A 21,877-nucleotide genomic window follows, 5' to 3' on the forward strand; every position below is an offset into this window, starting at 1 on the left:
CCTTGCCCCTGCGGACCTCGCCGCTTAACGCGAACGTAAAGTGGCAAGAGGAAACCGAATGACCCAGCGCTTCGAAGGCACGAGCTCCTACATCGCGACCGAGGACCTGAAGGTGGCGGTCAACGCCGCCGTTACCCTGCGCCGCCCCCTGCTGGTCAAAGGCGAGCCGGGCACGGGCAAGACGGTGCTCGCGCACGAGGTGGCCAAGGCGATCGATGCGCCGCTGATCGAGTGGAACGTGAAGTCCACCACCAAGGCACACCAGGGCCTCTACGAGTACGACGCCGTCGCTCGCCTGCGCGACGGCCAACTTGGCGAAGAGCGCGTCCACGACATCCGCAACTACATCAAGCGCGGCAAGCTGTGGGAAGCGTTCACTGCGCCCGAGCTTCCCGTCCTGCTGATCGACGAGATCGACAAGGCCGACATCGAGTTCCCCAACGACCTGCTGCAGGAACTCGATCGGATGAGCTTTGACGTCTACGAGACGCAGGAGCGTATCGCGGCGAAGGAGCGACCGATCGTCGTCATCACATCGAACAACGAGAAGGAGCTACCCGACGCCTTCCTGCGCCGCTGCTTCTTCCACTACATCAAGTTTCCCGACCGTGACACGATGCGCGAGATCATCGAGGTCCACTTCCCCGGCATCCAGAAAACCCTCGTCACCAAGGCGATGGAGATTTTCTACGAAATCCGCGACGTGCCCGGCCTGAAGAAAAAGCCCTCGACCAGCGAACTGCTCGACTGGCTCAAGCTGCTGCTGAACGAGGACATGCCGCTGGACGTCCTGCAGGACTCCAACCCCAACACCGCCATCCCCCCGCTCCACGGCGCATTGCTCAAGAACGAGCAGGACGTCATGCTGTTCGAGCGACTGGCGTTCATGGCCCGCCGGCAGTCGTAGCGGTGGTTCAATCGAAGCTGTAGGCCAGTTCGAAGTCGCCCCAGCGGCGGCCGGCGATGTAGATCGGGACGTAGACGTTGCGCACCACGCGGTAGGTCTTGCCGTCGCCTTCCTGGCGATAGACCGCCATCATGTACGGGTCGCTGCTGCGCTTGGCCTTCTGGTCGATCGGGTCGAAGATGATGCGGCCGTTGCGGCATGAGTGGGTGTCGTGGGCCAGGTCGCCGGTCGGGGCCTGTGAATGCTTGGTCAGATGCGTTGGGAGATAGCCGTTCATGTCGGTGCAGGCGGCGCCCATGACCGCGGCGTCCCCTTCCTCCGCGCTATCGAGCAAGGCGCGCCAGTTTTCGTGGGCCCAATCCATCAGCGAAGTGCGGAAGCGTTTGGGATTGCTGTTTTCGATCTCGCAATAATCTTGATCGAACAACTGCTCCGGGTTCAAGTTGCCGGCTGCGATCGCTTCTTCCGCTATGCGCTGGGCCTCGCGCGCGTTCTCTTGCGCACGTTCGACCATAGCGCTGTCCTGCGGTGAGAGGCCGGCCTTGACGATCGAATCGAACATCTCGCTCGCTGTCATCTCGAGATCGACCATGCGGCGATGAGCGCTCTGGAGCTTGTTTTCGTTTTCGATCGCCGCGGCGTCAAAGTTGTCGAGCACACGCTGGACCCGCCCTACGTGCCCGCTGATGGTGCCCGTCGCGCGGGCGATCTCGTCGTTTTGGCGATCGACTTCCTCGACCAGTTCGGCGACGCCCTGGATCGTCTGCTCGATCTGGAAGACCGAGGCCTTGGCTTCCTTGCTCGCCTCTGCGCCGCTTTCGATCTGCGCGATGACGGAGTTGGCCTCGCCGCCGAGCGTATCGATCGTCCGCGCGATCTCCTCGGTCGCGCGGCGGGTGTCGCCGGCGAGGCTCTTCACCTCGTTCGCGACGACGGCGAAGGTGCGGCCTGCATCGCCTGCGCGCATCGCTTCGATCGTGGCGTTGAGAGCGAGGATATTCGTGGTCTCGGCGATCTGCTCGATATCCTGCGAGCAGCGCCGCACCTGATCCATCGCGGCCGCGAAGCCCGTCACATGCTGGGTGAGCGTGTCGACCAGTTCGAGCAGGTCGGTGATCTGACCAAGGGAGGACTGGATCAGATCGGTGCCCTGCCCCAGGCGGTCGATCGCGCGCTCGGAAAGCATGCGCGCCTCGTCGCTCGCCTGCGAGACCTTGCGCTGATCCTCCTCCAGTTCCTCGACCGTACCGCGCAGGGCGGTGTGCTCGGCGCGGAGGGTCTCGGAGGATTTGATCACCGCTTCGACGATGCCCGCAACGTCGGTGCAGCCGACGGTGACTTCGCCGCAGCTTTCCGGAATGCGGTTGATCGGCTCATTCGTGTCGGTGCCGATCTTGAGCTCTTCCATGGAAATCGTTCTCCCCAACGCTTGGTGGCGCAGGACATACCGCTCCATGGTTAGCGAACGTTTAAGCGCCGATGGCTTACGCAACGTCACACTGGCGGTAGGGCCGCGGAGCGGATAGGACACGCCCATGTTCTTCAACTTCGTCGACGAGCTGCGCGCCGCGGGAATACCGGCAAGCTTCAAGGAGCACCTTACGCTGCTCGAGGCGCTCGACCGGGACGTGATCGAGCAGACGCCCGAGGCGTTCTATTATCTCTCGCGGGCGACGTTCGTGAAGGATGAAGGCCTGCTCGACCGCTTCGACCAGGTATTCCAGAAAGTCTTCAAAGGCATCCTGACCGATTACGGGCAGAATCCGACCGACATTCCGGAAGATTGGCTCAAGGCGGTCGCGGAGAAATTCCTCACCCCCGAGGAGATGGAAAAGATCAAGTCCCTGGGCGACTGGGACGAGATCATGGAGACGCTCAAGAAGCGGCTCGAGGAGCAGGAAAAGCGCCACCAGAGCGGTAACAAGTGGATCGGCACGGGGGGCACCTCTCCGTTCGGTAACTCGGGCTACAACCCGGAAGGCGTGCGGATCGGCGGCGAGAGCAAGCACAAGCGCGCGATCAAGGTGTGGGACAAGCGCGAATTCAGGAACCTCGACAATACGAAGGAGCTCGGCACCCGCAACATCAAGATGGCACTGCGCCGTCTGCGTCGGTTCGCGCGCGAAGGGGCTGCGGACGAGCTCGATCTGGATGCCACGATCGAAGGGACCGCGAAGCAAGGCTGGCTCGATATTCGCATGCGGCCGGAACGGCACAATGCGGTGAAGCTGCTGCTTTTCCTCGATGTCGGCGGATCGATGGATCCGTTCATCAAGCTCTGCGAGGAACTGTTCAGCGCGGCCACGAGCGAGTTCAAGAACCTGGAGTTCTTCTACTTCCACAACTGCCTCTACGAAGGGGTGTGGAAGGACAATCGCCGCCGTTGGCAGGAGCGGACCAAGACCTGGGACGTGCTCCACAAGTATGGCCACGACTACAAAGTGATCTTCGTCGGCGATGCGGCGATGAGTCCCTACGAAATTACCCACCCAGGCGGCAGCGTCGAGCATATGAACGAGGAAGCCGGCGCGGTGTGGATGCAGCGGGTCGCCAACACCTACCCTGCGACCGTCTGGCTTAATCCGGTGTCGGAGAAGCAGTGGGGCTATTCGCAGTCGACCAAGCTGATGAAGCAGCTCGTGAACGACCGCATGTATCCGCTCACTCTCGACGGGCTCGACGATGCCATGCGCGAACTGAGCCGCAAGCAGGGCTAGGCGTTTGAGACACACTCGCTTCGAGGCGGTCCGCCGCCGTCTCGAGACGTTCGATCCGGGCACGGGTTGGCGCCTCTGGCTCTACGAGTTCCTGCTGTTCGGCTTCAAGCAGGCCTGGGCCTGCCTGTTCGGCGCCCTGCTGCTCGCGCTGCTTCTGGGGACGCATCTCTTCTACCCGGACGATGCGCCGCTCCATCGCTATGATTTCCTCACGCTGGCGGCGATCGGTATCCAGCTTGCGCTGCTGGCCCTTCGTCTTGAAACGCCGCGCGAGGCATCGGTGATCCTGATCTTCCACGTTGTCGGCACGGTGATGGAACTGTTCAAGACCGCAGCCGGATCATGGGTCTATCCCGAAGCCAGCATGCTGCATATCGGCGCGGTGCCGCTGTTCTCGGGGTTCATGTACGCCGCCGTCGGCAGCTACATTGCGCGCGTGTGGCGGATATTCGACTTTCGCTTCAGCCATTATCCCCCCCACTGGACAACATGGCTGCTGGCGGCGGCGATCTACGTCAACTTCTTCGCGCACCACTGGACGGTCGACATCCGCTATCTGCTGTTCGCCGCGACGGCCCTGCTCTTCTGGCGAACGCGGATTCATTTCCGCAACTGGCAGGTGCACCGCTGGATGCCCTTGCTGCTCGGTTTCGGTCTCGTGGCGCTGTTCATCTGGTTCGCCGAGAACATCGCCACGTTCGCCAACGCTTGGCACTATCCAGGGCAAGAGGACGGGTGGGAGATGGTCTCGCCCGCAAAGCTCGGAAGCTGGTATCTTCTGATGCTGATCAGCTTCGTGCTGGTCGCGCTGGTGCAGCCTGTACGGCCGACCGACAAGACCTAACCTTTCCGGTCGAGCTCCGCATTGAGCCTCAGACTGCAGCGCCAGAAGAAGAACGCCGGAAGAAGGCCCAGGAACGCTGCGCCGTAGAGCACGTAGCGCACGCTTTCTTCTCCGTAAGCCGGCTGCAGAAGGTCGGACAGCATACCGAAGAACAGCGGCCCCAGGCCCAGCCCGATGAGGTTCTGGAAGAAGAGCACCATCGCCGCTGCAATCGCGCGAGCGCGCACCGGCACGAGACCTTGTGCGGCGGAATAGGTCGGGCCGTAGTAGAGCGAGTTGCAGATCGTCGGGACGACGAGGAGCAGAAGCGCCACGAGCCAGTTGGTCGATTGATAGGCGAAGAACGCGAACGGCACTGCAATCGCCATTCCGATCGCGGGCGCGGTCAATACGTGGCGCCGGTCCTTCGAACCGAACTTGTCCGCAACGTAACCTCCGAGCCAAGTGCCGAATATGCCCGCCGCGCCGTTCACCACACCGAACCAGAACCCCACCTCGCCGGGCGACAGCTCATGCGTGCGCTGGAAGAAGATCGTCGTCCAGGTCACCTTGCCGTAAGCAAGGAAGGCCGCGGTCGAGCTCGCCGCGAGCAGGAAGAGGAATGCCTTCGATCCCATCACCATGCGCACCGCAGTCCAAGTCGATAACGCCTCTCCGCTGGATGCACTTTCCTGCATGGTTCCGGCAATCTGCTGCCGCGGCTCGCGCAGCACGAAATGAACCACCAAGGCCAGCATGACTCCCGGCAGCCCGACGATCAGGAAAGCCGTGCGCCATCCGACCAGATCGGCGAGGAAGCCGCCGATCATCATGCCAAGCAGCGTGCCGACGGGAATGCCGAGAGCGTAGAACGCGAGCGCCGAGCTGCGCCGTTCGGGCGGAACGATATCGCTGATCAGGGAATGCGCCGGCGGTGTACATCCGGCCTCGCCCACGCCCACGCCGATCCGCGCCAGCAGGAGCTGCACGAAGTTGTTGGCCATGCCGCACAGCGCAGTCATCGCGGACCAAGTGGCGAGTGCGATCGCGATCAGCCGCGGACGGTTGGTCGTCGGCCGGTCGGCATAACGCGCAATCGGCAGTCCGAGCGCGGTGTAAAACAACGCGAATGCGAGACCCGTCATCAAACCGATCTGCGTGTCGCTGAGGCCGAGATCGATCGCGATCGGTTCCGCCAGAATATTGACGATCTGGCGATCGATAAAATTGAAGATGTAGACGGTCAGCAGGATCCAGAGCGTCACGCGTACCGAGCGCGACGTGTTCTTCTCAGCCTGTGCTGCTGATGCCATATTCGACCCTCTCCGAAGCGCGGGTATGCCCGTCGCGAGAGCCGAACCTTCTTTATACCGGGCGCTTCGTCAAGCGTGAATCACGAATATAGAAGAATGGGTGCGATCTCTTTCCGCCATTGCGCCTCGTCCGCATCAGCGAGCCGGTCGAAGTCCTCGGGGCGAGCCGACGGATCGTCGACCCATTCGCGCAAGGCGGGGCCGCCGTTGATCACGTCGATCGCGAGGCGTTCCAGTTCGTACTCGTAAGGGAAGTCGCGCCAGAGGTCGTAGTCGGGGTAAAGTCGACGGATCGCCTTGAAGGCGAGCGCCTGCAGACGCCACGGGCGGAACGCGTCGTGCGCATAGAACGGCCCTTCGGCATGAATCATCAGCGCATTGCAGAGCTTGCCGGCGTGCTTGTGGAAGGTCGGCTCGAACCAGCATTCGCGCAGGGCACAGCCGGCCAGCCAATCAGGTGCAAGTCGCTCCATCTCGGAGAGAACAGCACTCGCATCGATATCCGGCGCGCCGAACAGGACCTCGAGCGGCCGCGTCGTCCCCCTCCCCTCGCTCAGCGTCGTGCCTTCGAGCATGACCGTCCCGGCATAGGCGCGTGCCATGTTCACGTTCGCGGCATTGGGGCTCGGATTGATCCACACGCGCTCGGGTGGCCAGCCATGCCCCGACCCGCGGGGTTGCCACCCGTCCATTTCGATTACGCGATAATCGACATCGAGACCGAAATGCCGCACGAACCAGTGGCCCATTTCACCCAGCGTCAGCCCGTGGCGCATCGGCATCGGCGCGGCGCCGACGAAGCTCTCCTGACCCGGCACCAGCAGTGTGCCTTCGACCGGGCGCCCGGCCGGATTGGGCCGGTCGAGCACCCACACGCTCTTGCCGTGCTTCGCCGCTTCCTCAAGCAGGTAGAGCAGCGTGGTGACGAAGGTGTAGATCCGGCAGCCGAGGTCCTGCAAATCGAACAAAAACACGTCGGCGCTTGCCATCATCTCAGGCGTCGGGCGGCGCACCTCGCCGTAGAGGCTGAACACCGGAATGCCGTAGCGCGGATCGGTCTCGTCCGCGGTTTCGACCATGTTGTCCTGCTTGTCGCCCTTCAGCCCGTGCTGCGGACCAAAAGCACTGGTCACGTTGACCCCCGCGCCAATCAGCGCGTCGAGACTGTGCGTGAGATTCTCGGTGACAGACGCCGGATGGGCAACGAGCGCCACACGCCGCCCCTCGAGCGGCTTCCTCAGGTCGGGGTTGGCCAACAGCCGGTCGATGCCGAATTTCATGCCGGTGCGGGTGCCGCAAGCCTGGCTGCGAAGCAAGCGTCGTCGTGGAAATCGGGTCCGCGCTCCGGATGGGCGATCGCCCAGTAGCTCTTCACGTCGCCCTGTTCCTCGATAACCGCGGAGAGCCCGGCTGTGCACTCGGTGCTGGGAAGCCCGGCACGCGGCACGGTGGCGTCGAAAATCGCCATCGCGCTGCCCAGGCGCATTGCGCAGTCCGGCTCGCGCGGGAACGGGCGCTCGCTCATCCCCTCGCGGTAGCCGGTGAAATCGTAGGCCGCCCATCGCTCCGAGGGTGAGAGATTGATCTCGCAGTAGGCCGTGCCGCCCTCGGGCCTCAGGAACAGTTCGAAACAGGTGGTCCGCCACAGCTCGTCCGCACGGCCACGGCCGGCGAAGGGTGGGACGACCAGCTTGCCGATCCCCTCGATCCGCCAGCGCAACCGCAGCCACTCGCGATCTGCGGTGAGGATTCGCGCCTCGACCCGGGTCACGGCCAGCGGCGGAAAGGCCGGATGGGCGATGAGTTCATGCGTTTGCAAGCGGTACTCCTCGTGCTACGCGCCGCCCCGCATCAGAGGGCCCCATGACGACGTACGAATCCGAATTGCTGCGCGTGCTCGACGAGCGCGGCTATGTCCATCAGGCGACCGACGCGAAGGGTCTGGACGCCCTCGCCGCGCGGCAGGTCGTGCCGGGGTATATCGGGTTCGATGCCACCGCACCCTCACTCCACGTCGGCAGCCTCGTGCAAATCATGATGCTGCGCCGCATGCAGCAGACCGGCCACAAGCCGATCGTGCTGATGGGTGGCGGCACCACGCGGATCGGCGATCCAACGGGCCGCGACGAAAGCCGCAAGATGCTGACCGACGAGGCGATCGCCGCGAACGTTGCCGGCATCCGCAAGGTGTTCGAAAAGCTGCTCGTCTTCGGCGACGGCCCGACCGACGCGGTGATGGTCGACAACCAGGACTGGCTCGGCCAGCTCGGTTATATCGAGATGTTGCAGAAGGTTGGCACCCACTTCACCGTCAACCGGATGCTGACGTTCGACTCGGTGCGCCTGCGGCTCGAGCGTGAGCAGCCGATGACCTTCCTCGAATTCAACTACATGATCCTCCAGGGTTACGATTTCCGGCACCTGGCTCAGGAGATGGGCGCGCGGCTGCAGATGGGCGGCAGCGACCAGTGGGGGAACATCGTCAATGGCGTCGAGCTGGGCCGCCGAATGGACGGCACGGAGCTCTTCGGCCTCACCACGCCACTGCTGACCACGGCCGATGGGGCGAAGATGGGCAAGACGGCAGGCGGCGCGGTGTGGCTCAACGAGGAGCAACTGCCCGCCTACGATTTCTGGCAATACTGGCGCAATGTCGACGATCGCGACGTCGGGCGCTTCCTCCGGCTTTTCACAGATCTTCCACTCGAGGAGATCGCGCGGCTCGAGGCGCTCGAGGGGAGCAAAATCAATGCCGCCAAGGTCGTGCTCGCGAATGAGGTGACAGGACTGGTGCGAGGGGAGGAAGCGGCGCGCTCAGCCGAGGCGACCGCGGCGGAAACCTTCGCCGGCGGCTCGGGCGAAGATCTCCCCACGCTCGCACTCGGCACCGAAGGCATGCGGATCGGTGCGGTGCTGACCGCCATCGGCTTCACCGCCTCCAACGGCGAAGCGAAACGCAAGATCGCCGAAGGTGCGGTCAAGCTCGATGGCGAAGCGGTGACCGATCCGGCACAGCTCGTTCTGCCCGCCGAGGGGCAGGAAGTGCGGCTCAGCCTGGGCAAGAAGAAGCACGGCGTACTGACCCGCTGATCGCGACGCACCGTTCCGGTTTCGGTATAGATTGAACGACCGCTCGCTTTACCAATTGTCAGGTTTTTGAGAACACTAGGGACGACCGCACAAGGAGAACAAAGGGTTGTCGTCAGTGTCTGCTGGAGCGAATCTCAGTGTTACCGATATGCGCCGCGCGGCGCGCCATCCGGTGGATCATCCGGTAATTGCCGAACATCAGGTTCGCGGCGACATGCCGCTTCATATCTGCAACATTTCGTCGCATGGCTTCATGGTCGACGATGCCCAGGATCTCGCTCGCGGCGACCGCTTGATGATTCGCCTGCCTGTGATCGGCCTGATCGAAGCTTATGTGATCTGGACCCGCGACACGCGCGCTGGTTTCCAGTTCGAACGCATCATTCGGCTCGACGACTTCATGAGCCTGATCGACACGCTCCAGCCCAATCCGCGCCTGCGCCGCCGGCGCTGAGCGACCTGCGGCAAGCGCCGCTTCTCCAATTGCTCGATCTGATTGCTTGGCTTGCCCCGCGTGCAATGCCATGGGCTCGCTCGTGAGCGAACCACGATCCCCCTTCCGCATCGCCAATTTTCGCGCCTACTGGGTAGCGCGTCTGACGATGACGCTGGCGCAATACGCGATGATGCTCATCATCGGGTGGCAAACCTATAACATCGCGCGCGACGCAGGAATGAGCGTCGCCGGCGCATCGGGCCAGCTGGCGCTGATTGGTCTGCTGCAGTTCGTTCCGCTGTTCCTGCTGACGCCGTTTTCCGGCCTGGCGGCCGACCGGTTCGACAGGCGCAACCTCGCGCGGCTGACGATAGTGCTCCAACTTGCCTGCGCCGCGACGCTGGCACTGCTCACGTGGAACGAGGCAGTGCGGCTGCACTGGCTGTTCTCGATTGCCGTGGTGCTCGGCGTGGTGCGCGCCTTCAACGGTCCTGCGCTTTCCGCGCTCGCGCCGAACCTCGTGCCCAAGGCCATCCTGCCCAACGCGATCGCGCTGAGCTCGATCGCCTGGCAGACCGGGATGATCGTCGGTCCCGCGATCGGCGGATATTTCTACGCCATCGTTCCGGCTCTTCCCTATGCCGTCGCGGCCGGGTTGCTCATGATCTCCATAGTGGCGCTCAGCACCATCGGCAAAGTACCGCAACCGCCGATCCCCGGGGCGACGCGCCCGATCGGGCAGATGATCGACGGGCTGCACTACGTTGTGCGCAACAAGATGGTGCTCGGCGCCATCACGCTCGATCTGTTTGCAGTGTTCCTGGCCGGTGCGACCGCGCTCTTCCCGGTCTATGCCCGCGATATCCTCAAGGTCGGCGAGACCGGCCTGGCGCAGCTCGCCATGGCACCTGCGACCGGGGCCGCGCTCACCGCTCTGTGGTTCTCGTTCCGCCCGCTGAAAAGCAATGTCGGACCCAAAATGCTGTTCGCGGTCGCGATTTTCGGCCTTGCGACCGTGATCTTCGGCGTCTCGACCTGGATGCCGCTCAGCCTCGCGATGCTGTTCATCGTCGGCGCGGCGGATATGTTCTCGGTCTATATCCGCCAGTCGCTGATCCAGCTGCACACGCCCGACGACAAGCGCGGCCGGGTATCTTCGGTTTCACTGCTGACGATCTCCGCCTCCAATGAATTCGGCGACTTCTTCTCCGGCACGCTTGCGTGGCTGATCGGCCCGGTGCTCGCCGTGGTGAGCGGCGGGATCGGCGCGATCGTCACCGTTGCGCTGTGGGCGAAGATATTCCCGGTCCTGCGCACGACCCGGACCTTTGACCCGCCCGAAGAATTGGACGATCATACACCGGAAGAAAAGTTGCAGGAGCACATCCCATGAAAGCTGCCAGCGTCCTCGAAACGATCGGCCGCACGCCGCACATTCGCCTCGCGCGCATGTTCCCCGACCATGAGGTCTGGGTGAAGAGCGAGCGGGCCAACCCCGGCGGTTCGATCAAGGACCGCATCGCGCTCGCCATGGTTGAGGATGCCGAGAAATCCGGCGCGCTCAAGCCGGGCGGCACGATCATCGAGCCGACCAGCGGCAACACTGGCATCGGCCTCGCGATGGTCGCCGCGGTCAAGGGATATGAACTAATCCTCGTCATGCCGGAGAGCATGAGCATCGAGCGCCGCCGCCTGATGCTGGCCTACGGCGCGAAGTTCGATCTCACCCCCAAGGAAAAGGGCATGAAAGGCGCGATCGAGCGCGCGAGCGAACTGGCGGCGGAAACCGAAGGCGCTTGGATCCCGAGCCAGTTCGACAACGAGGCGAATTGGAAGGTTCACGTCGCCACTACCGCGAAAGAAATTCTCGAAGATTTCGCGGACAGCCCGGTCGACGTGCTCGTTACCGGGGTTGGAACCGGGGGCCATCTCACCGGCTGTGCCGAAGAACTGAAGCAGCGCTGGAGCGGAATGAAGGCCTACGCCGTGGAGCCCGAACTCTCGCCCGTTATTTCGGGTGGCCAGCCTGGGCCGCATCCGATCCAAGGCATCGGAGCGGGCTTTATTCCGGGGAACCTGCATACTCAGGCGATCGACGGCGCGATCCAGGTTTCGGCCGACGATGCCAGGGAAATGGCTCGCCGCTGCGCGCGAGAGGAAGGGCTGCTGGTCGGTATATCCAGCGGCGCGACTCTCGCCGCGATCGCGCAGAAGCTGCCTGAACTCGATACGGGCGCCCGCGTCCTCGGCTTCAACTACGACACCGGCGAACGTTATCTCTCGGTGCCTGATTTCCTGCCGGAGGAGTAAGCTCCTCCGGGTACGGAGCCGGACTCACGCTCTTCTGCCCCTCGCTCCCATCTTGTCGAAGGACCGCATTTCCTTCTAGCGTTGCCCAGCGCGGTGCTCCGACGAGCTCGGCATGAACGGTTTGGGAGGTCGCTAATGCACGTCAGGCGTCGCACTGTGCTGGCTGGAGGCGCTGCCACTCTTCTGGCAGGCTGCACCCCCACCGGCGCGCGGATTTCATCGACATCCGCCAGCCCGCGCCTGGTGCCGCTCCGCCTCGATGCCGGCCATGTGATGAAGGTCACCGTCTGCCTGCGCCCGTTCCGTCCGGCCGGCCCTCGCCTCGAGGCCGAGCGGTTTGGCGAGACAACCGTGGTCCACAACTACGGCCATGGTGGTGCGGGCTGGTCGCTCGGGTGGGGCTGCGCGGCGGAGGCCGCGGCGCTCGCGCGTTCGGGTGGGGCAAGTGAATTCGCCGTGGTAGGCGCAGGCGTGATCGGCCTCACGACCGCGCTGCGCCTGATCGAAACGGGCGCGAAGGTAACGATCTACGCTGAGGAGTTCCCTGCCGAAACCCGCTCCGCACGCGCCACGGGCGTGTGGTCACCGAGCAGCCGGATCGCTCTGGCGGACGCTGCGCCGACCGGATTCGCGGAACGTTGGGAAGGCTGGGCCCGCGCCTCCTATGCCACGCATCTGCGGATGGTCGGCCTTCTCGGAGATCCGGTCGAGTTCCTCCCCCAGTACGAGGTGAGCGACGGCGAACCGGGAGGCGGTCCGCCGGCCGCGCACGATTTCCTCCACATCCACCGCCGGGTACGCGACCTGCAGCCGCCCTGGCGGCAAATGGCCGCGGAGGAGAACCCTTTCGCACCGCGCGAAACCGCAACCGGCAACGGAATGGTGTTCAACGTCGCCAGCTACGCTGACCGGCTCGCACGGCTCTTCATGCTGCGCGGTGGACGGATGATTCGGCGCAGCTTTCCCGACCGCACCGCGGTGCTCGCATTGCCGGAAGCGGTGATAGTGAACTGCATGGGCTACGGCGCAAAGGCGATCTGGAGCGACGCCGGCATGGTGCCGGTCCGCGGCCAGATCGGATGGCTGATCCCGCAGCCGGAGTCGCGCTATTCGCTCTACTACGGCGGCGTGAACGCGATCTCGCGGCGCGACGGTGTCGTCATCCAGTATTATGGCCCGAATGAGGACTTCGGTTACGGCGACCCGAACGAGACGGTCGATCGGGCCGAAACGGAACGCGCGCTGGCGATCTTGCGGCAGGTTTACGCGACCTAGGCGGGATAGCGATCGTGGCACCTTTCCAAGCAGTCACCTACACCGATGGTGATCGTGCGCTCGCCGGCCGCCTTGTTCGCCCGAAGGGCGAGCCTCGCGCCGCGATCGCTGTCTTCCCGACGATCATGAACCCCACCGCCGCCGTCGAGGCGAAGGCTCGCGCGTTGGCGGAGGTGGGCTATTTGGCGATGATCTGCGACTTCTACGGCGCCTCGCCCGGCGACCTCGTGCAAGCGAACGAATGGGCGAATGACCTGCGCGCAGATCTGCGCGCCTACCGCGCCCGGCTTCATGCCGCGCTCGCTGCACTGCGTGAGGCTGCACCAGATCTGCGGATGGCGGCGATCGGCTTCTGCATGGGCGGACAGGCCGCGCTCGAACTTGCCCGCGACGGGACCGATCTGGCGTTGGTGGCGAGTTTTCACGGCCTGCTGGACACGCAGGCTCCCGCCGAACCTGGCGCGGTCAGAGCGCGCGTACTCGTTTGCCATGGCGATGCCGACCCGCTCGTTCCGCGCGAACACGTGCTGGCGTTCTGGAAGGAGATGGATCGCGCCGACGCGAACTGGCATTTCCACAGCTACGGCGGCGTGAAGCACGGCTTCACCAATCCCGCTCCACCTCCGGCCAGTGCTGCGGTCGACTACGACGCCAGCGCCGACCGGCAAAGCTGGGCCGCAATGCTGGAATTGTTGTCCGAAGTTCTCGGCTAGTCTCGCGCGCACATTTACGCGTTGGATCGGCAAGACACATTCTTTAACTTTTCTCTTTTCTGCGATTGTGTCTTAACTTGTTCTGGGGAGACGAAGAACAACGGAGAGGGAGGACAAAGACATGGTCCGCAAACTAGGGGCCGAATTTTTCGGCACGTTCTGGCTCGTTTTCGGTGGCTGCGGCGCGGCGGTTCTCGCGGCGGGATTTCCTGACCTTGGCATCGGCTTCGCCGGTGTCGCATTTGCCTTTGGTCTTACGGTCCTGACGATGGCTTACGCGGTCGGAGGAATTTCCGGAGCGCATTTCAATCCTGCGGTAACACTGGGCCTTGCGGTCGCCAACCGCATCTCATGGAAAGAGGTGATCCCATACTGGATCGCTCAGGTCGTGGCGGCGATCGTCGCGGGCGCTGCGCTGCTGGCGATCGCTTCCGGGCAAACCGGCTTCGAGGCCGGCGGATTTGCCACCAACGGGTTCGGCGAGTTGTCGCCGGGCGGCTATTCCATGAAGGCGGCCCTGCTGATCGAGGTGATTCTGACTGCCGGCTTCCTGATCGTGATCCTGGGATCGACGTCCCGGGTCGCGCCGGCAGGTTTCGCGCCGCTCGCGATCGGCCTGGCTCTTACGTTGATCCACCTCGTCTCGATCCCGGTGACCAACACTTCGGTCAATCCGGCACGCTCGACCGGCGTGGCTCTGTTCGCGGACACCGCGGCCATGGGTCAGCTATGGCTCTTCTGGCTTGCACCACTGGTCGGCGGGGCGCTGGGTGCGCTGATCTGGCGCTTCCTGTTGATGCCGGGAGAGACCCTGGACCACATCGGCGGAGATGCCGAGCGGGCGTGACCTGGTACGCGCCGCCCCGCGCAGAGCACGCGGGGCGGCACTCGGCAGCCGTGAGCGACGTTCGAAAAACGATGACGGTGGCTGGATGGCCGCCGTTTAAACAGCCGTGGCGAACCCATCCTCGCCGAGCGCCATCATCGCTTCGCTCCCCGCTTCGAGCTTGCGCCGCAGCGCACCGGCATCCGGCAGGAAACGTTCGGCGTAGTAGCAGGCGGTGACGAGCTTGGCCTCGTAGAACGCCTTGTCCTCCGCTCCGGCAGCGAGCTTCTCTTGCGCGACTTTCGCCATGCGCAGCCACATCAGGCCGAGCGTCACCAGCCCCATGATATGCATGTAGTGGTGCGCGCCCGCGCCAAGGTCGTTCGGGTTCTGCATCGCATTCTGCATGAACCACATGGTCGCGGCCTGTTGTTCGTTCAGCGCCTTCTCGAGCCGTCCGGCGAGCGGCCCCAGCGTCTCGTCGCCCTTGACCGCCGCGGCTTCCTCGCCGACCAGCTTGAAGAACACCTGGATCGCGGCGCCCCCGTTCTGCGCCAGCTTGCGCCCACACAGATCCATTGCCTGGATGCCGTTGGTACCTTCGTAGATCTGGGTGATACGGGCATCGCGCACGAACTGCTCCATGCCCCATTCCTTGATGTAGCCATGCCCACCAAAGACCTGCTGCATGTTGACCGCGGTCTCGAACCCCTTGTCCGTGCCGTAGCCCTTGATCACCGGGGTCATCAGGCTGAGTAGCATGTCGGCCTCGGCGCGCTCTTCTTCGCTCGCGGCCTTGTGCGACAGGTCGGCCAGCAGTGCGCCCCACAGTGCGAGCGCCCGGAAGCCTTCGGTAAAGGCCTTCGCATCCATCAGCATACGGCGCACATCGGGATGGACGATGATCGGATCGGCCTTTTCCTCCGGCTCGGCCGGGCCGGCCAGCGCCCTGCCCTGCCGCCGGTCGAGCGCGTAGGCCACTGCGTTCTGATAGGCGGCTTCCGCCTGGCTGAAGCCCTGGATGCCGACCCCGAGTCGCGCCGCGTTCATCATGATGAACATCGCGGCGAGCCCCTTGTTTTCCTCGCCGACCATCCAGCCCTTCGCGCCGTCATAGTTGAGCACGCAGGTCGAGTTGCCATGGATGCCCATCTTGTGCTCGATCGAGCCGCAGGTGACGCCGTTCCGCTCACCCAGCGAGCCATCATCGTTCACCAACAGCTTGGGAACCACGAACAGCGATATGCCCTTCGTCGAATCCGGTGCGCCGGGGGTCTTGGCCAGCGCCAGGTGGATGATGTTCTCGGTCAGATCGTGCTCGCCGGCAGAGATGAAGATCTTGGTACCGGTGATCGCGTAGCTGCCGTCGGCCTGTGGCTCCGCCTTGGTGCGGATCAGGCCGAGATCGGTGCCGCACTGCGGCTCAGTCAGGTTCATGGTGCCGAGCCATTCGTTGGCGATCATCTTCGGCACGTACTTCGCCTGCTGCTCGGGCGATCCCTTGGCAAGCAGCGCCGACACCGCGCCGTTGGTCAGACCCGGATACATGCCGAACGCCTGGTTGGCCGAGGAGATGAACTCTTCGATCACGAAGCCGAGCACGTGCGGCATGCCCTGCCCGCCGAACTCTTCGGGCGCGGAGATCGTACCCCAACCGGCCTCGCGAAATTGCTCGAACGCCTGCTTGAATCCCGGCGGCGTGGTGACCGAGCCGTCCTCGTTCCGGGTGCATCCGTGTTCGTCGCCGGCCTGATTGAGGGGCGCGAGGACTTCGGAGCAGAACTTGCCCGCCTCATTGATCACGGTGTCGATCATATCCGGCGTGGCGCTCTCGAAACCCGGCAGATCGCCGTAGCTCGCGAGGTCGAGGAGTTCGTTGACGACGAAGCGCGTGTCGCGGGTCGGGGCGGTATAGATCGGCATGCGTTGGTCCTAAGAAAAAGAGTTCTGGTCAGTCGATCGATTCGACCAGCTTGATGAAGGCGCTCAGTTCCTTGATGGAAGAATCGATATCCGCCTTCTGGCGTTTGAGCTTGGCGACGTGCGCGCGGCATTTCTCGACCGTTACGCGCCGCTGCTCGACCCGCCCGTCGCCGAGATCGTAGAGGTCGATCATTTCGCGGATCTCGGATAGCGAGAACCCGACGTTCTTCGCACGCATGATCCACGCAAGTCGCGCGCGGTCGCGTTTCGAGTAGACTCGCGTTAGACCGAGGCGCTTGGGGCCGATCAGCCCTTCGTCTTCATAGAAGCGCAGTGCGCGAGCGGTGCAGCCGAACTCCGAGGTCAGGTCGGAGATGGAATATTGCTCGCGCGAATGCTTGTCGGGGCGCTCGAGATGGGCGCCGGAATGCGGTTCGGGGAGCTTGCGGGCGGGATCAGGCATGGCCGCAGAATAATACCCTTTACGTAAACGTCAATCTTCGGCCGGGATCAGGCGGTCGCCGTCGAGCTTGCGGAAGAAGCAGCTCTCCGCCCCGGTGTGGCAGGTCGGCCCCTGTGGACGGCAGCGAAGCACTACCGCGTCCTGATCGCAATCGACGAGGATTTCTTCAACCTGCAAGGTGTTGCCCGAAGTCTCCCCCTTCAGCCAGAGCGCGCCGCGCGAGCGCGAATGGAAGTGCGCCAGACCGGTCTCGCGCGTTTTTGCCAGGGCTTCGCGATCCATGAACGCCACCATGCGCACCGCACCGCTGGCGCTGTCGACCGCCACTGCAGTGAGTAATCCGCTGCTGTCGAACTTGGGTTCGAATCGGTCGATCAAGGTGTTCTCCATCAGGCTAAACAGTCGCGCGGCCCTGCCCGTTAATTGATTTGTTGCACGATAACCACAGGGGCGGCTCAAAATCCGCACCCGCCACACATGTCACTTTGATGAACGGCCACCAGATGGGAAGAAGTGGATGCAGCTCGCAAGAGCCGCCCACCGACCGTTCGGTGCCACAAGAGCGCCAGGTTCAGGGGGAATTGGGGACGCAGCCAGCCGCACGGTGATGGCGCCCCCGCAACGTTGAGGGATCGGGTCTCGTGCCCGCAGTCGATGGGGGTGACTGCGCAGCTTTAAGCGAGACCGACGATTTTCGTCACGTGGCGCCCGGAGCTTCGGCTTCGGGCGTTTCGTTTATGAGATGTCTAGTTCTCGGGCGCCGCCACGGCGCCGCTTGCGCTGTCATCCTCCAGAACCCGGGCAAAACATGCGATAACCACTCGTGTGGCGCCTGCACGCTTGAGAGCGGCCACGCAGGCATCGCTCGTCGCCCCGCTTGTCAGCACATCGTCCACCAGGAGGACCTGCGCGCCGCGAACGCGCGTGCCGCGGTGGGGATCGACCGCGATCGCACCTTGAAGCGTCCGCATCCGCGCCTTGCGCCCGAGCCCGCCCAACGCCGGAGTGCGTTTACGCCGCTCGAGAGCGTCAACCATCAACTCCGTCCCCGTCAGACGCGCGATCTCGGCCGCGATGAGAGCGGCCTGATTGAAGCCGCGATGCCACAGCCGCCACCGGTGGAGCGGTACCGGCATCACCAGCCACGGCCCCTCCATCGCCGGCAGCCGGGCTGCGATCAAGCGCGCCAGCATAGGAGCGAGCGCGATGCGCCTGCCGTGCTTGAAGGCGAGCACGAGCTTGCGCGCGGTGTCGTTATAGAGCGTCCCGGCGGCGATCCCGTCGTGTCGCGGAGGCTGCGCCATGCAAGGCGCGCAGATGGCATCGCCAGCCATCGACTCGCTCGCGAACGGGCGCTGGCACGCCGCACATGCGGGTTCACCGGGAATAACGAGTTCGCTCCAGCACGATGCGCAGAGCCCGGCCTGTTGTGCGATTCCCGCACCGCAGACGGGACAGCGCGGCGGGAAGATCAGATCGACCAGCGGAGCGATCGATTCGCGCAAGGCTGTGGCGGCACTCACCGGGCGATGCTGTCGCTCTTGCATGGCGAAGGCAAGCCCGGCAGGGCGGTCGCATGACGGCAGCCCGGGTTCCGCAGATCTTCTCACCTCATCGGCGACGCGCACGCTGGCGCCGTTCCATTGCCGAACAGCGCCGGGAGGGTGCGGCCGATTTCGTGTTCCGGTCGATGGCCGAAGAGTTGGAGGAGCGGCTTGCCTTCATGAACTTCCGCCCCGGTACCGCGCTGCTGTCGGGAGATCCGACCGGGCTGGCACGTACAGCGCTGGCGGAAAGCGCCGAGACGGTCCGCACGGTGGATCCGCTCGAGCATGACGAGGAGAAGGCGATCGACGGCACGTTCGATCTGATCGCCAGCCTTGGCGCGATCGACACCGTCAACGACGTGCCCGGCGCGCTGATCCATCTGCGTAATGCTCTCTCTCCCGGCGGCATCGCAATGGTGAGTTTCGTGGGCGCCGGGAGTCTGGCCAATCTCCGGCGCGCCCTGCTGGCAGCAGAGCCCGACAGGCCGGCGGCGCGCATGCATCCGATGATCGACGTCCAGGCCGGCTCGGCACTCATGCAGCGCGCAGGCTTCGGCCGCCAGGTGGCCGATAGCTACCCCTTGCGGGTCCGCTACGGCGCGCTCGACCGCCTGGTCGAGGATTTGCGCAGCCAGGCGCTGACGAACGTCCTCGCAGCCGCACCGCCGCCGCTGTCCCGCGCCGCGCTTCAGCGTGCGCGGGAGGCCTTTCTCGAGACGGCGGATGCAGACGGCCGCGTTACCGAGACCTTCGAGATTGTCATCCTAACTGGCTGGAAGAGCTAGCGAAGCGCGGCCTGCGCTGCGGCCAACCTGGCGATCGGCACGCGGTACGGCGATGCGCTGACGTAATCCAGCCCGACCGTGTCGCAGAAGGCGATGCTGGCGGGATCGCCGCCATGTTCCCCGCAAATGCCGAGCTTGATGTCGGGCCGTGCCGCCCTGCCCCGCTCCGCAGCGAGCTCCACAAGCTGCCCCACCCCCTCGATATCGAGGCTTACGAACGGATCGCGCGCGAAGATGCCCTTCTCCACATACGGTGCGAGGAAGCGCGCCGAATCGTCCCTCGAAACACCGAGAGTGGTCTGCGTCAGGTCATTGGTTCCGAACGAGAAGAATGTCGCCTCTTCCGCGATCTCACCCGCCATAAGAGCGGCGCGCGGAAGCTCGATCATGGTGCCGACGAGATACTCGAGCGTGCGCGCCTTCTCGGCGAACACTTCGCCGGCGACCCGATCGACCAGCGCCCGCAGGAGCTCGAGCTCGCGTCGGGTGGCGATCAGGGGAATCATGACTTCGGGCACCGGAGCTTCACCCGATCGCTCGGCGACTTCGCAGGCCGCTTCGAAGATCGCGCGCGCCTGCATCTCGTAGATCTCGGGATAGGTAATACCGAGGCGACAGCCGCGATGGCCAAGCATGGGATTGAACTCGTGCAGCTCGTCCGCACGGCGCCTGAGACGATCGACGCCGACGCCGGTCACTTCCGCGAGCTCGGCGAACTCGGCATCGCCGTGCGGCAGGAACTCGTGCAGTGGCGGGTCGAGCAGGCGGATGGTGCATGGCAGGCCCGCCATAACGGCGAAGATCTCGCGGAAGTCGGCACGCTGCTCGGGCAGGAGTTTGGCGAGCGCCGCCCGGCGCCCCTGCTCGTTTTCGGCGAGGATCATCTCGCGCACGGCGCTGATCCGGCCGGCGTCGAAGAACATGTGCTCGGTGCGGCAGAGGCCGATACCTTCGGCGCCGAACTGGCGTGCCATGCGGCAATCCGCCGGCGTCTCGGCATTGGTGCGCACCTTCATCCGCCGATGGCGGTCGGCCCACTCCATCAGCGTGCCGAAGTCGCCCGCCAGTTCCGGCTCGACCGTCGCGACCTCACCCGCCATGACCTGGCCCTTGCTGCCATCGAGCGTGAGCGTGTCACCCTCGGCCAGTTCCCGCTCCCCGATGCGCAGCGTGCGGGTCTTGAGATCGATCGACACACCGGGCGCTCCCGATACGCAGGGCCGCCCCATACCACGGGCGACCACGGCGGCGTGTGACGTCATGCCACCGCGGGCCGTCAGGATACCCTGTGCGGCATGCATCCCGTGGATGTCCTCGGGGCTGGTCTCGACCCGGACAAGGATGACTTTCTCGCCCCGCTGCGACCACTGCTCGGCAGTGTCGGCGTCGAGTACGATGCGGCCCGAGGCGGCGCCTGGAGAGGCCGGCAGGCCCGTGGTCAGCACGTCACGCGGGGCATCTGGATCAAGCGTGGGGTGAAGAAGCTGGTCGAGCGCCATCGGATCGACGCGCAACACCGCCTCTTCTTCGCTGATCAAGCCCTCACCCACCATGTCCACGGCCATCTTGAGCGCGGCCGTGGCGGTGCGCTTGCCGCTGCGCGTCTGCAGCATCCAGAGCTTGCCGCGCTCGACGGTGAATTCGATGTCCTGCATGTCGCGGTAATGGCGTTCGAGCAGATCGAACACGCGGGCGAGTTCGGCATAGGCCTCGGGCATCGCCTCTTCCATCGAGAGCGGCTTTGCGCCCGCCGCCTCGCGCGCGGTTTTCGTCAGATACTGCGGGGTGCGAATGCCGGCCACGACGTCCTCGCCCTGCGCGTTGATCAGGTATTCGCCGTAGTAGACCTTCTCCCCCGTGGCGGGGTCGCGGGTGAAGGCAACGCCGGTGGCGGACGTGTCGCCCATGTTGCCGAACACCATTGCCTGCACATTGACCGCGGTGCCCCAGTCGCCGGGAATGTCGTTCAGGCGGCGGTAGACCTTGGCGCGTTCGGAATCCCAGCTATCGAAAACCGCCCGGATGGCGCCCCAGAGCTGGCGTGACACATCCTGCGGGAATGGTTCTCCCAGCGCATCAGCGACAATCCGCTTGTATTCGCCGACCAGCGCCTGCCAGTCCTCACATTCCATCTCTGTGTCGTTGTAGAATCCCTTGTCTTCCTTTGCGATTTCGAGAGCTTCCTCGAACAGGCCGTGATCGAGCCCGAGCACGACGTCGGAATACATCTGGATGAAGCGGCGATAGGAATCCCAGGCGAAGCGCGGGTCGCCCGAGGCGGCAGCGAGCCCCTCCACCGTGTCGTCGTTGAGCCCCAGGTTGAGCACGGTGTCCATCATGCCCGGCATCGAAACCCGCGCGCCCGAACGGACCGAGACCAGCAGCGGATCGGCCGCGTCGCCGAAGCGCTTGCCGACAGTTTTCTCGATATGCTCCAGGGCCTTGGCGACTTCGGCTCGTAGCTCGTTCGAAAAATCGCCGCCGTGCTTCAGGTAGCGGACGCATTCCTCGGTCGTGATCGTGAACCCGGGCGGCACCGGCAGGCCGATCGACGCCATCTCGGCGAGGTTGGCGCCCTTGCCGCCGGTGACGGTCTTGTCCTTCTGTCGCGCATTCGTATGCGGCGTATCGCCGCCGAAGGTGAAGACCGTCTGTTCCATTGCGCTCCCTGCCGGAAAAGTTACCGAGACGATGCCGCCCCCATCCTAACTACGCGATCCAACCGGTTGTCCCAGGCGATATTTCGCCG

Annotated in this window: 20 protein-coding genes; 11 read left to right on the plus strand and 9 right to left on the minus strand. The window is 64.4% G+C overall.

The genetic code is table 11. The features are described 5' to 3' along the window. The first annotated feature begins 58 nt into the window (after nt 1–58). The gene (locus tag D2V04_RS05295; protein WP_119512239.1) at nt 59–907 is read left to right on the plus strand and encodes an AAA family ATPase; all 849 of its coding nucleotides are present in this window, start codon (nt 59–61) and stop codon (nt 905–907) included. 7 nt (nt 908–914) lie between these two features. Here the strand turns inward: D2V04_RS05295 and D2V04_RS05300 are convergent, their stop codons facing one another. Continuing rightward, nucleotides 915–2,315: a methyl-accepting chemotaxis protein gene (locus D2V04_RS05300; RefSeq protein ID WP_119512240.1), complete on the minus strand. Its 1,401-nt coding sequence runs from the start codon at nt 2,313–2,315 to the stop codon at nt 915–917. Nucleotides 2,316–2,442: 127 nt separating this feature from the next. Here D2V04_RS05300 and D2V04_RS05305 point away from each other — a divergent pair, with 127 nt between their 5' ends. Together D2V04_RS05305 and D2V04_RS05310 are read left to right on the plus strand one after the other, a co-directional pair. Next, nucleotides 2,443–3,624, plus strand: a complete 1,182-nt coding sequence (locus D2V04_RS05305) for a vWA domain-containing protein (protein WP_119512241.1) — start codon at nt 2,443–2,445, stop codon at nt 3,622–3,624. A gap of 4 nt (nt 3,625–3,628) precedes the next feature. After that, a complete protein-coding gene (locus D2V04_RS05310; RefSeq protein ID WP_119512242.1) occupies nt 3,629–4,468 on the plus strand; it encodes a DUF817 domain-containing protein in 840 nt (279 codons plus the stop codon). On the opposite strand, the gene D2V04_RS05315 is transcribed toward D2V04_RS05310, so the two are convergent. The 3 genes from D2V04_RS05315 to D2V04_RS05325 form a co-directional block, all read right to left on the minus strand. Continuing rightward, the gene (locus tag D2V04_RS05315) at nt 4,465–5,760 is read right to left on the minus strand and encodes a spinster family MFS transporter (RefSeq protein WP_119512243.1); all 1,296 of its coding nucleotides are present in this window, start codon (nt 5,758–5,760) and stop codon (nt 4,465–4,467) included. The two genes, D2V04_RS05310 and D2V04_RS05315, sit on opposite strands and share 4 nt — an antisense overlap. 80 nt (nt 5,761–5,840) lie before the next feature. After that, nucleotides 5,841–7,040 carry an exo-beta-N-acetylmuramidase NamZ family protein gene (locus D2V04_RS05320; RefSeq protein ID WP_119512244.1) on the minus strand — a complete coding sequence of 400 codons (1,200 nt, stop codon included), beginning with the start codon at nt 7,038–7,040 and terminating at the stop codon, nt 5,841–5,843. Next, the gene (locus D2V04_RS05325) at nt 7,037–7,579 is read right to left on the minus strand and encodes a DOMON-like domain-containing protein (protein ID WP_119512245.1); all 543 of its coding nucleotides are present in this window, start codon (nt 7,577–7,579) and stop codon (nt 7,037–7,039) included. The genes D2V04_RS05320 and D2V04_RS05325 overlap by 4 nt, the downstream gene beginning before the upstream one ends. Before the next feature lie 44 nt (nt 7,580–7,623). Between D2V04_RS05325 and tyrS the strand changes: the two genes are divergently transcribed. The 7 genes from tyrS to aqpZ all read left to right on the plus strand — a co-directional run bounded on the left by tyrS (nt 7,624) and on the right by aqpZ (nt 14,431). Continuing rightward, nucleotides 7,624–8,850 (plus strand): tyrosine--tRNA ligase, encoded by a 1,227-nt coding sequence (tyrS, locus tag D2V04_RS05330; RefSeq protein ID WP_119512246.1) that lies wholly within the window; start codon nt 7,624–7,626, stop codon nt 8,848–8,850. A 115-nt stretch (nt 8,851–8,965) separates the two neighbouring features. After that, nucleotides 8,966–9,304 carry a PilZ domain-containing protein gene (locus D2V04_RS05335; protein WP_182849670.1) on the plus strand — a complete coding sequence of 113 codons (339 nt, stop codon included), beginning with the start codon at nt 8,966–8,968 and terminating at the stop codon, nt 9,302–9,304. Between the two features lie 70 nt (nt 9,305–9,374). Next, entirely contained in the window at nt 9,375–10,679 is a 1,305-nt protein-coding gene (locus tag D2V04_RS05340) for an MFS transporter (RefSeq protein ID WP_119512248.1), read from the plus strand. After that, the gene (gene cysK, locus D2V04_RS05345; protein WP_119512249.1) at nt 10,676–11,596 is read left to right on the plus strand and encodes a cysteine synthase A; all 921 of its coding nucleotides are present in this window, start codon (nt 10,676–10,678) and stop codon (nt 11,594–11,596) included. Before D2V04_RS05340 ends, cysK begins: the two co-directional genes overlap by 4 nt. A gap of 135 nt (nt 11,597–11,731) precedes the next feature. Then, on the plus strand, nt 11,732–12,871 hold the full coding sequence (locus tag D2V04_RS05350; protein WP_119512250.1) for an FAD-dependent oxidoreductase: 1,140 nt from the start codon (nt 11,732–11,734) through the stop codon (nt 12,869–12,871). Nucleotides 12,872–12,885: 14 nt separating this feature from the next. After that, nucleotides 12,886–13,584 carry a dienelactone hydrolase family protein gene (locus tag D2V04_RS05355; protein ID WP_119512251.1) on the plus strand — a complete coding sequence of 233 codons (699 nt, stop codon included), beginning with the start codon at nt 12,886–12,888 and terminating at the stop codon, nt 13,582–13,584. A gap of 121 nt (nt 13,585–13,705) precedes the next feature. Then, a complete protein-coding gene (gene aqpZ / locus D2V04_RS05360; RefSeq protein WP_119512252.1) occupies nt 13,706–14,431 on the plus strand; it encodes an aquaporin Z in 726 nt (241 codons plus the stop codon). A gap of 96 nt (nt 14,432–14,527) precedes the next feature. On the opposite strand, the gene D2V04_RS05365 is transcribed toward aqpZ, so the two are convergent. The 4 genes from D2V04_RS05365 to D2V04_RS05380 form a co-directional block, all read right to left on the minus strand. Next, the gene (locus D2V04_RS05365) at nt 14,528–16,333 is read right to left on the minus strand and encodes an acyl-CoA dehydrogenase C-terminal domain-containing protein (protein WP_119512253.1); all 1,806 of its coding nucleotides are present in this window, start codon (nt 16,331–16,333) and stop codon (nt 14,528–14,530) included. Nucleotides 16,334–16,361: 28 nt separating this feature from the next. Next, the gene (locus D2V04_RS05370; protein ID WP_119512254.1) at nt 16,362–16,796 is read right to left on the minus strand and encodes a MerR family transcriptional regulator; all 435 of its coding nucleotides are present in this window, start codon (nt 16,794–16,796) and stop codon (nt 16,362–16,364) included. Nucleotides 16,797–16,826: 30 nt separating this feature from the next. After that, nucleotides 16,827–17,186 carry a phosphoribosyl-AMP cyclohydrolase gene (hisI, locus tag D2V04_RS05375; RefSeq protein WP_119512255.1) on the minus strand — a complete coding sequence of 120 codons (360 nt, stop codon included), beginning with the start codon at nt 17,184–17,186 and terminating at the stop codon, nt 16,827–16,829. Nucleotides 17,187–17,542: 356 nt separating this feature from the next. Next, complete coding sequence (locus tag D2V04_RS05380) at nt 17,543–18,343, minus strand: ComF family protein (protein WP_119512256.1); 801 nt, start codon at nt 18,341–18,343, stop codon at nt 17,543–17,545. 29 nt (nt 18,344–18,372) lie between these two features. Between D2V04_RS05380 and D2V04_RS05385 the strand changes: the two genes are divergently transcribed. Then, nucleotides 18,373–19,128 carry a methyltransferase domain-containing protein gene (locus D2V04_RS05385; protein WP_119512257.1) on the plus strand — a complete coding sequence of 252 codons (756 nt, stop codon included), beginning with the start codon at nt 18,373–18,375 and terminating at the stop codon, nt 19,126–19,128. Here D2V04_RS05385 and ppdK read toward each other — a convergent pair. Next, nucleotides 19,125–21,788: a pyruvate, phosphate dikinase gene (ppdK, locus tag D2V04_RS05390; RefSeq protein WP_119512258.1), complete on the minus strand. Its 2,664-nt coding sequence runs from the start codon at nt 21,786–21,788 to the stop codon at nt 19,125–19,127. The genes D2V04_RS05385 and ppdK overlap by 4 nt on opposite strands. Between the last annotated feature and the right edge of the window lie 89 nt (nt 21,789–21,877).

It is taken from the genome of Pelagerythrobacter aerophilus (assembly GCF_003581645.1).
In the GTDB taxonomy this organism is placed as follows: domain Bacteria; phylum Pseudomonadota; class Alphaproteobacteria; order Sphingomonadales; family Sphingomonadaceae; genus Pelagerythrobacter; species Pelagerythrobacter aerophilus.

Coding starts and splice junctions, on each gene's coding strand:
- aqpZ (WP_119512252.1), top strand. CDS start 13,706: ATGGTCCGCAAACTAGGGGCCGAATTTTTCGGCACGTTCTGGCTCGTT.
- D2V04_RS05320 (WP_119512244.1), bottom strand. CDS start 7,040: ATGAAATTCGGCATCGACCGGCTGTTGGCCAACCCCGACCTGAGGAAG.
- D2V04_RS05300 (WP_119512240.1), bottom strand. CDS start 2,315: ATGGAAGAGCTCAAGATCGGCACCGACACGAATGAGCCGATCAACCGC.
- D2V04_RS05380 (WP_119512256.1), bottom strand. CDS start 18,343: ATGCAAGAGCGACAGCATCGCCCGGTGAGTGCCGCCACAGCCTTGCGC.
- ppdK (WP_119512258.1), bottom strand. CDS start 21,788: ATGGAACAGACGGTCTTCACCTTCGGCGGCGATACGCCGCATACGAAT.
- cysK (WP_119512249.1), top strand. CDS start 10,676: ATGAAAGCTGCCAGCGTCCTCGAAACGATCGGCCGCACGCCGCACATT.
- D2V04_RS05315 (WP_119512243.1), bottom strand. CDS start 5,760: ATGGCATCAGCAGCACAGGCTGAGAAGAACACGTCGCGCTCGGTACGC.
- D2V04_RS05365 (WP_119512253.1), bottom strand. CDS start 16,333: ATGCCGATCTATACCGCCCCGACCCGCGACACGCGCTTCGTCGTCAAC.
- D2V04_RS05295 (WP_119512239.1), top strand. CDS start 59: ATGACCCAGCGCTTCGAAGGCACGAGCTCCTACATCGCGACCGAGGAC.
- hisI (WP_119512255.1), bottom strand. CDS start 17,186: ATGGAGAACACCTTGATCGACCGATTCGAACCCAAGTTCGACAGCAGC.
- D2V04_RS05385 (WP_119512257.1), top strand. CDS start 18,373: ATGACGGCAGCCCGGGTTCCGCAGATCTTCTCACCTCATCGGCGACGC.
- D2V04_RS05340 (WP_119512248.1), top strand. CDS start 9,375: ATGGGCTCGCTCGTGAGCGAACCACGATCCCCCTTCCGCATCGCCAAT.
- D2V04_RS05350 (WP_119512250.1), top strand. CDS start 11,732: ATGCACGTCAGGCGTCGCACTGTGCTGGCTGGAGGCGCTGCCACTCTT.
- D2V04_RS05370 (WP_119512254.1), bottom strand. CDS start 16,796: ATGCCTGATCCCGCCCGCAAGCTCCCCGAACCGCATTCCGGCGCCCAT.
- tyrS (WP_119512246.1), top strand. CDS start 7,624: ATGACGACGTACGAATCCGAATTGCTGCGCGTGCTCGACGAGCGCGGC.
- D2V04_RS05305 (WP_119512241.1), top strand. CDS start 2,443: ATGTTCTTCAACTTCGTCGACGAGCTGCGCGCCGCGGGAATACCGGCA.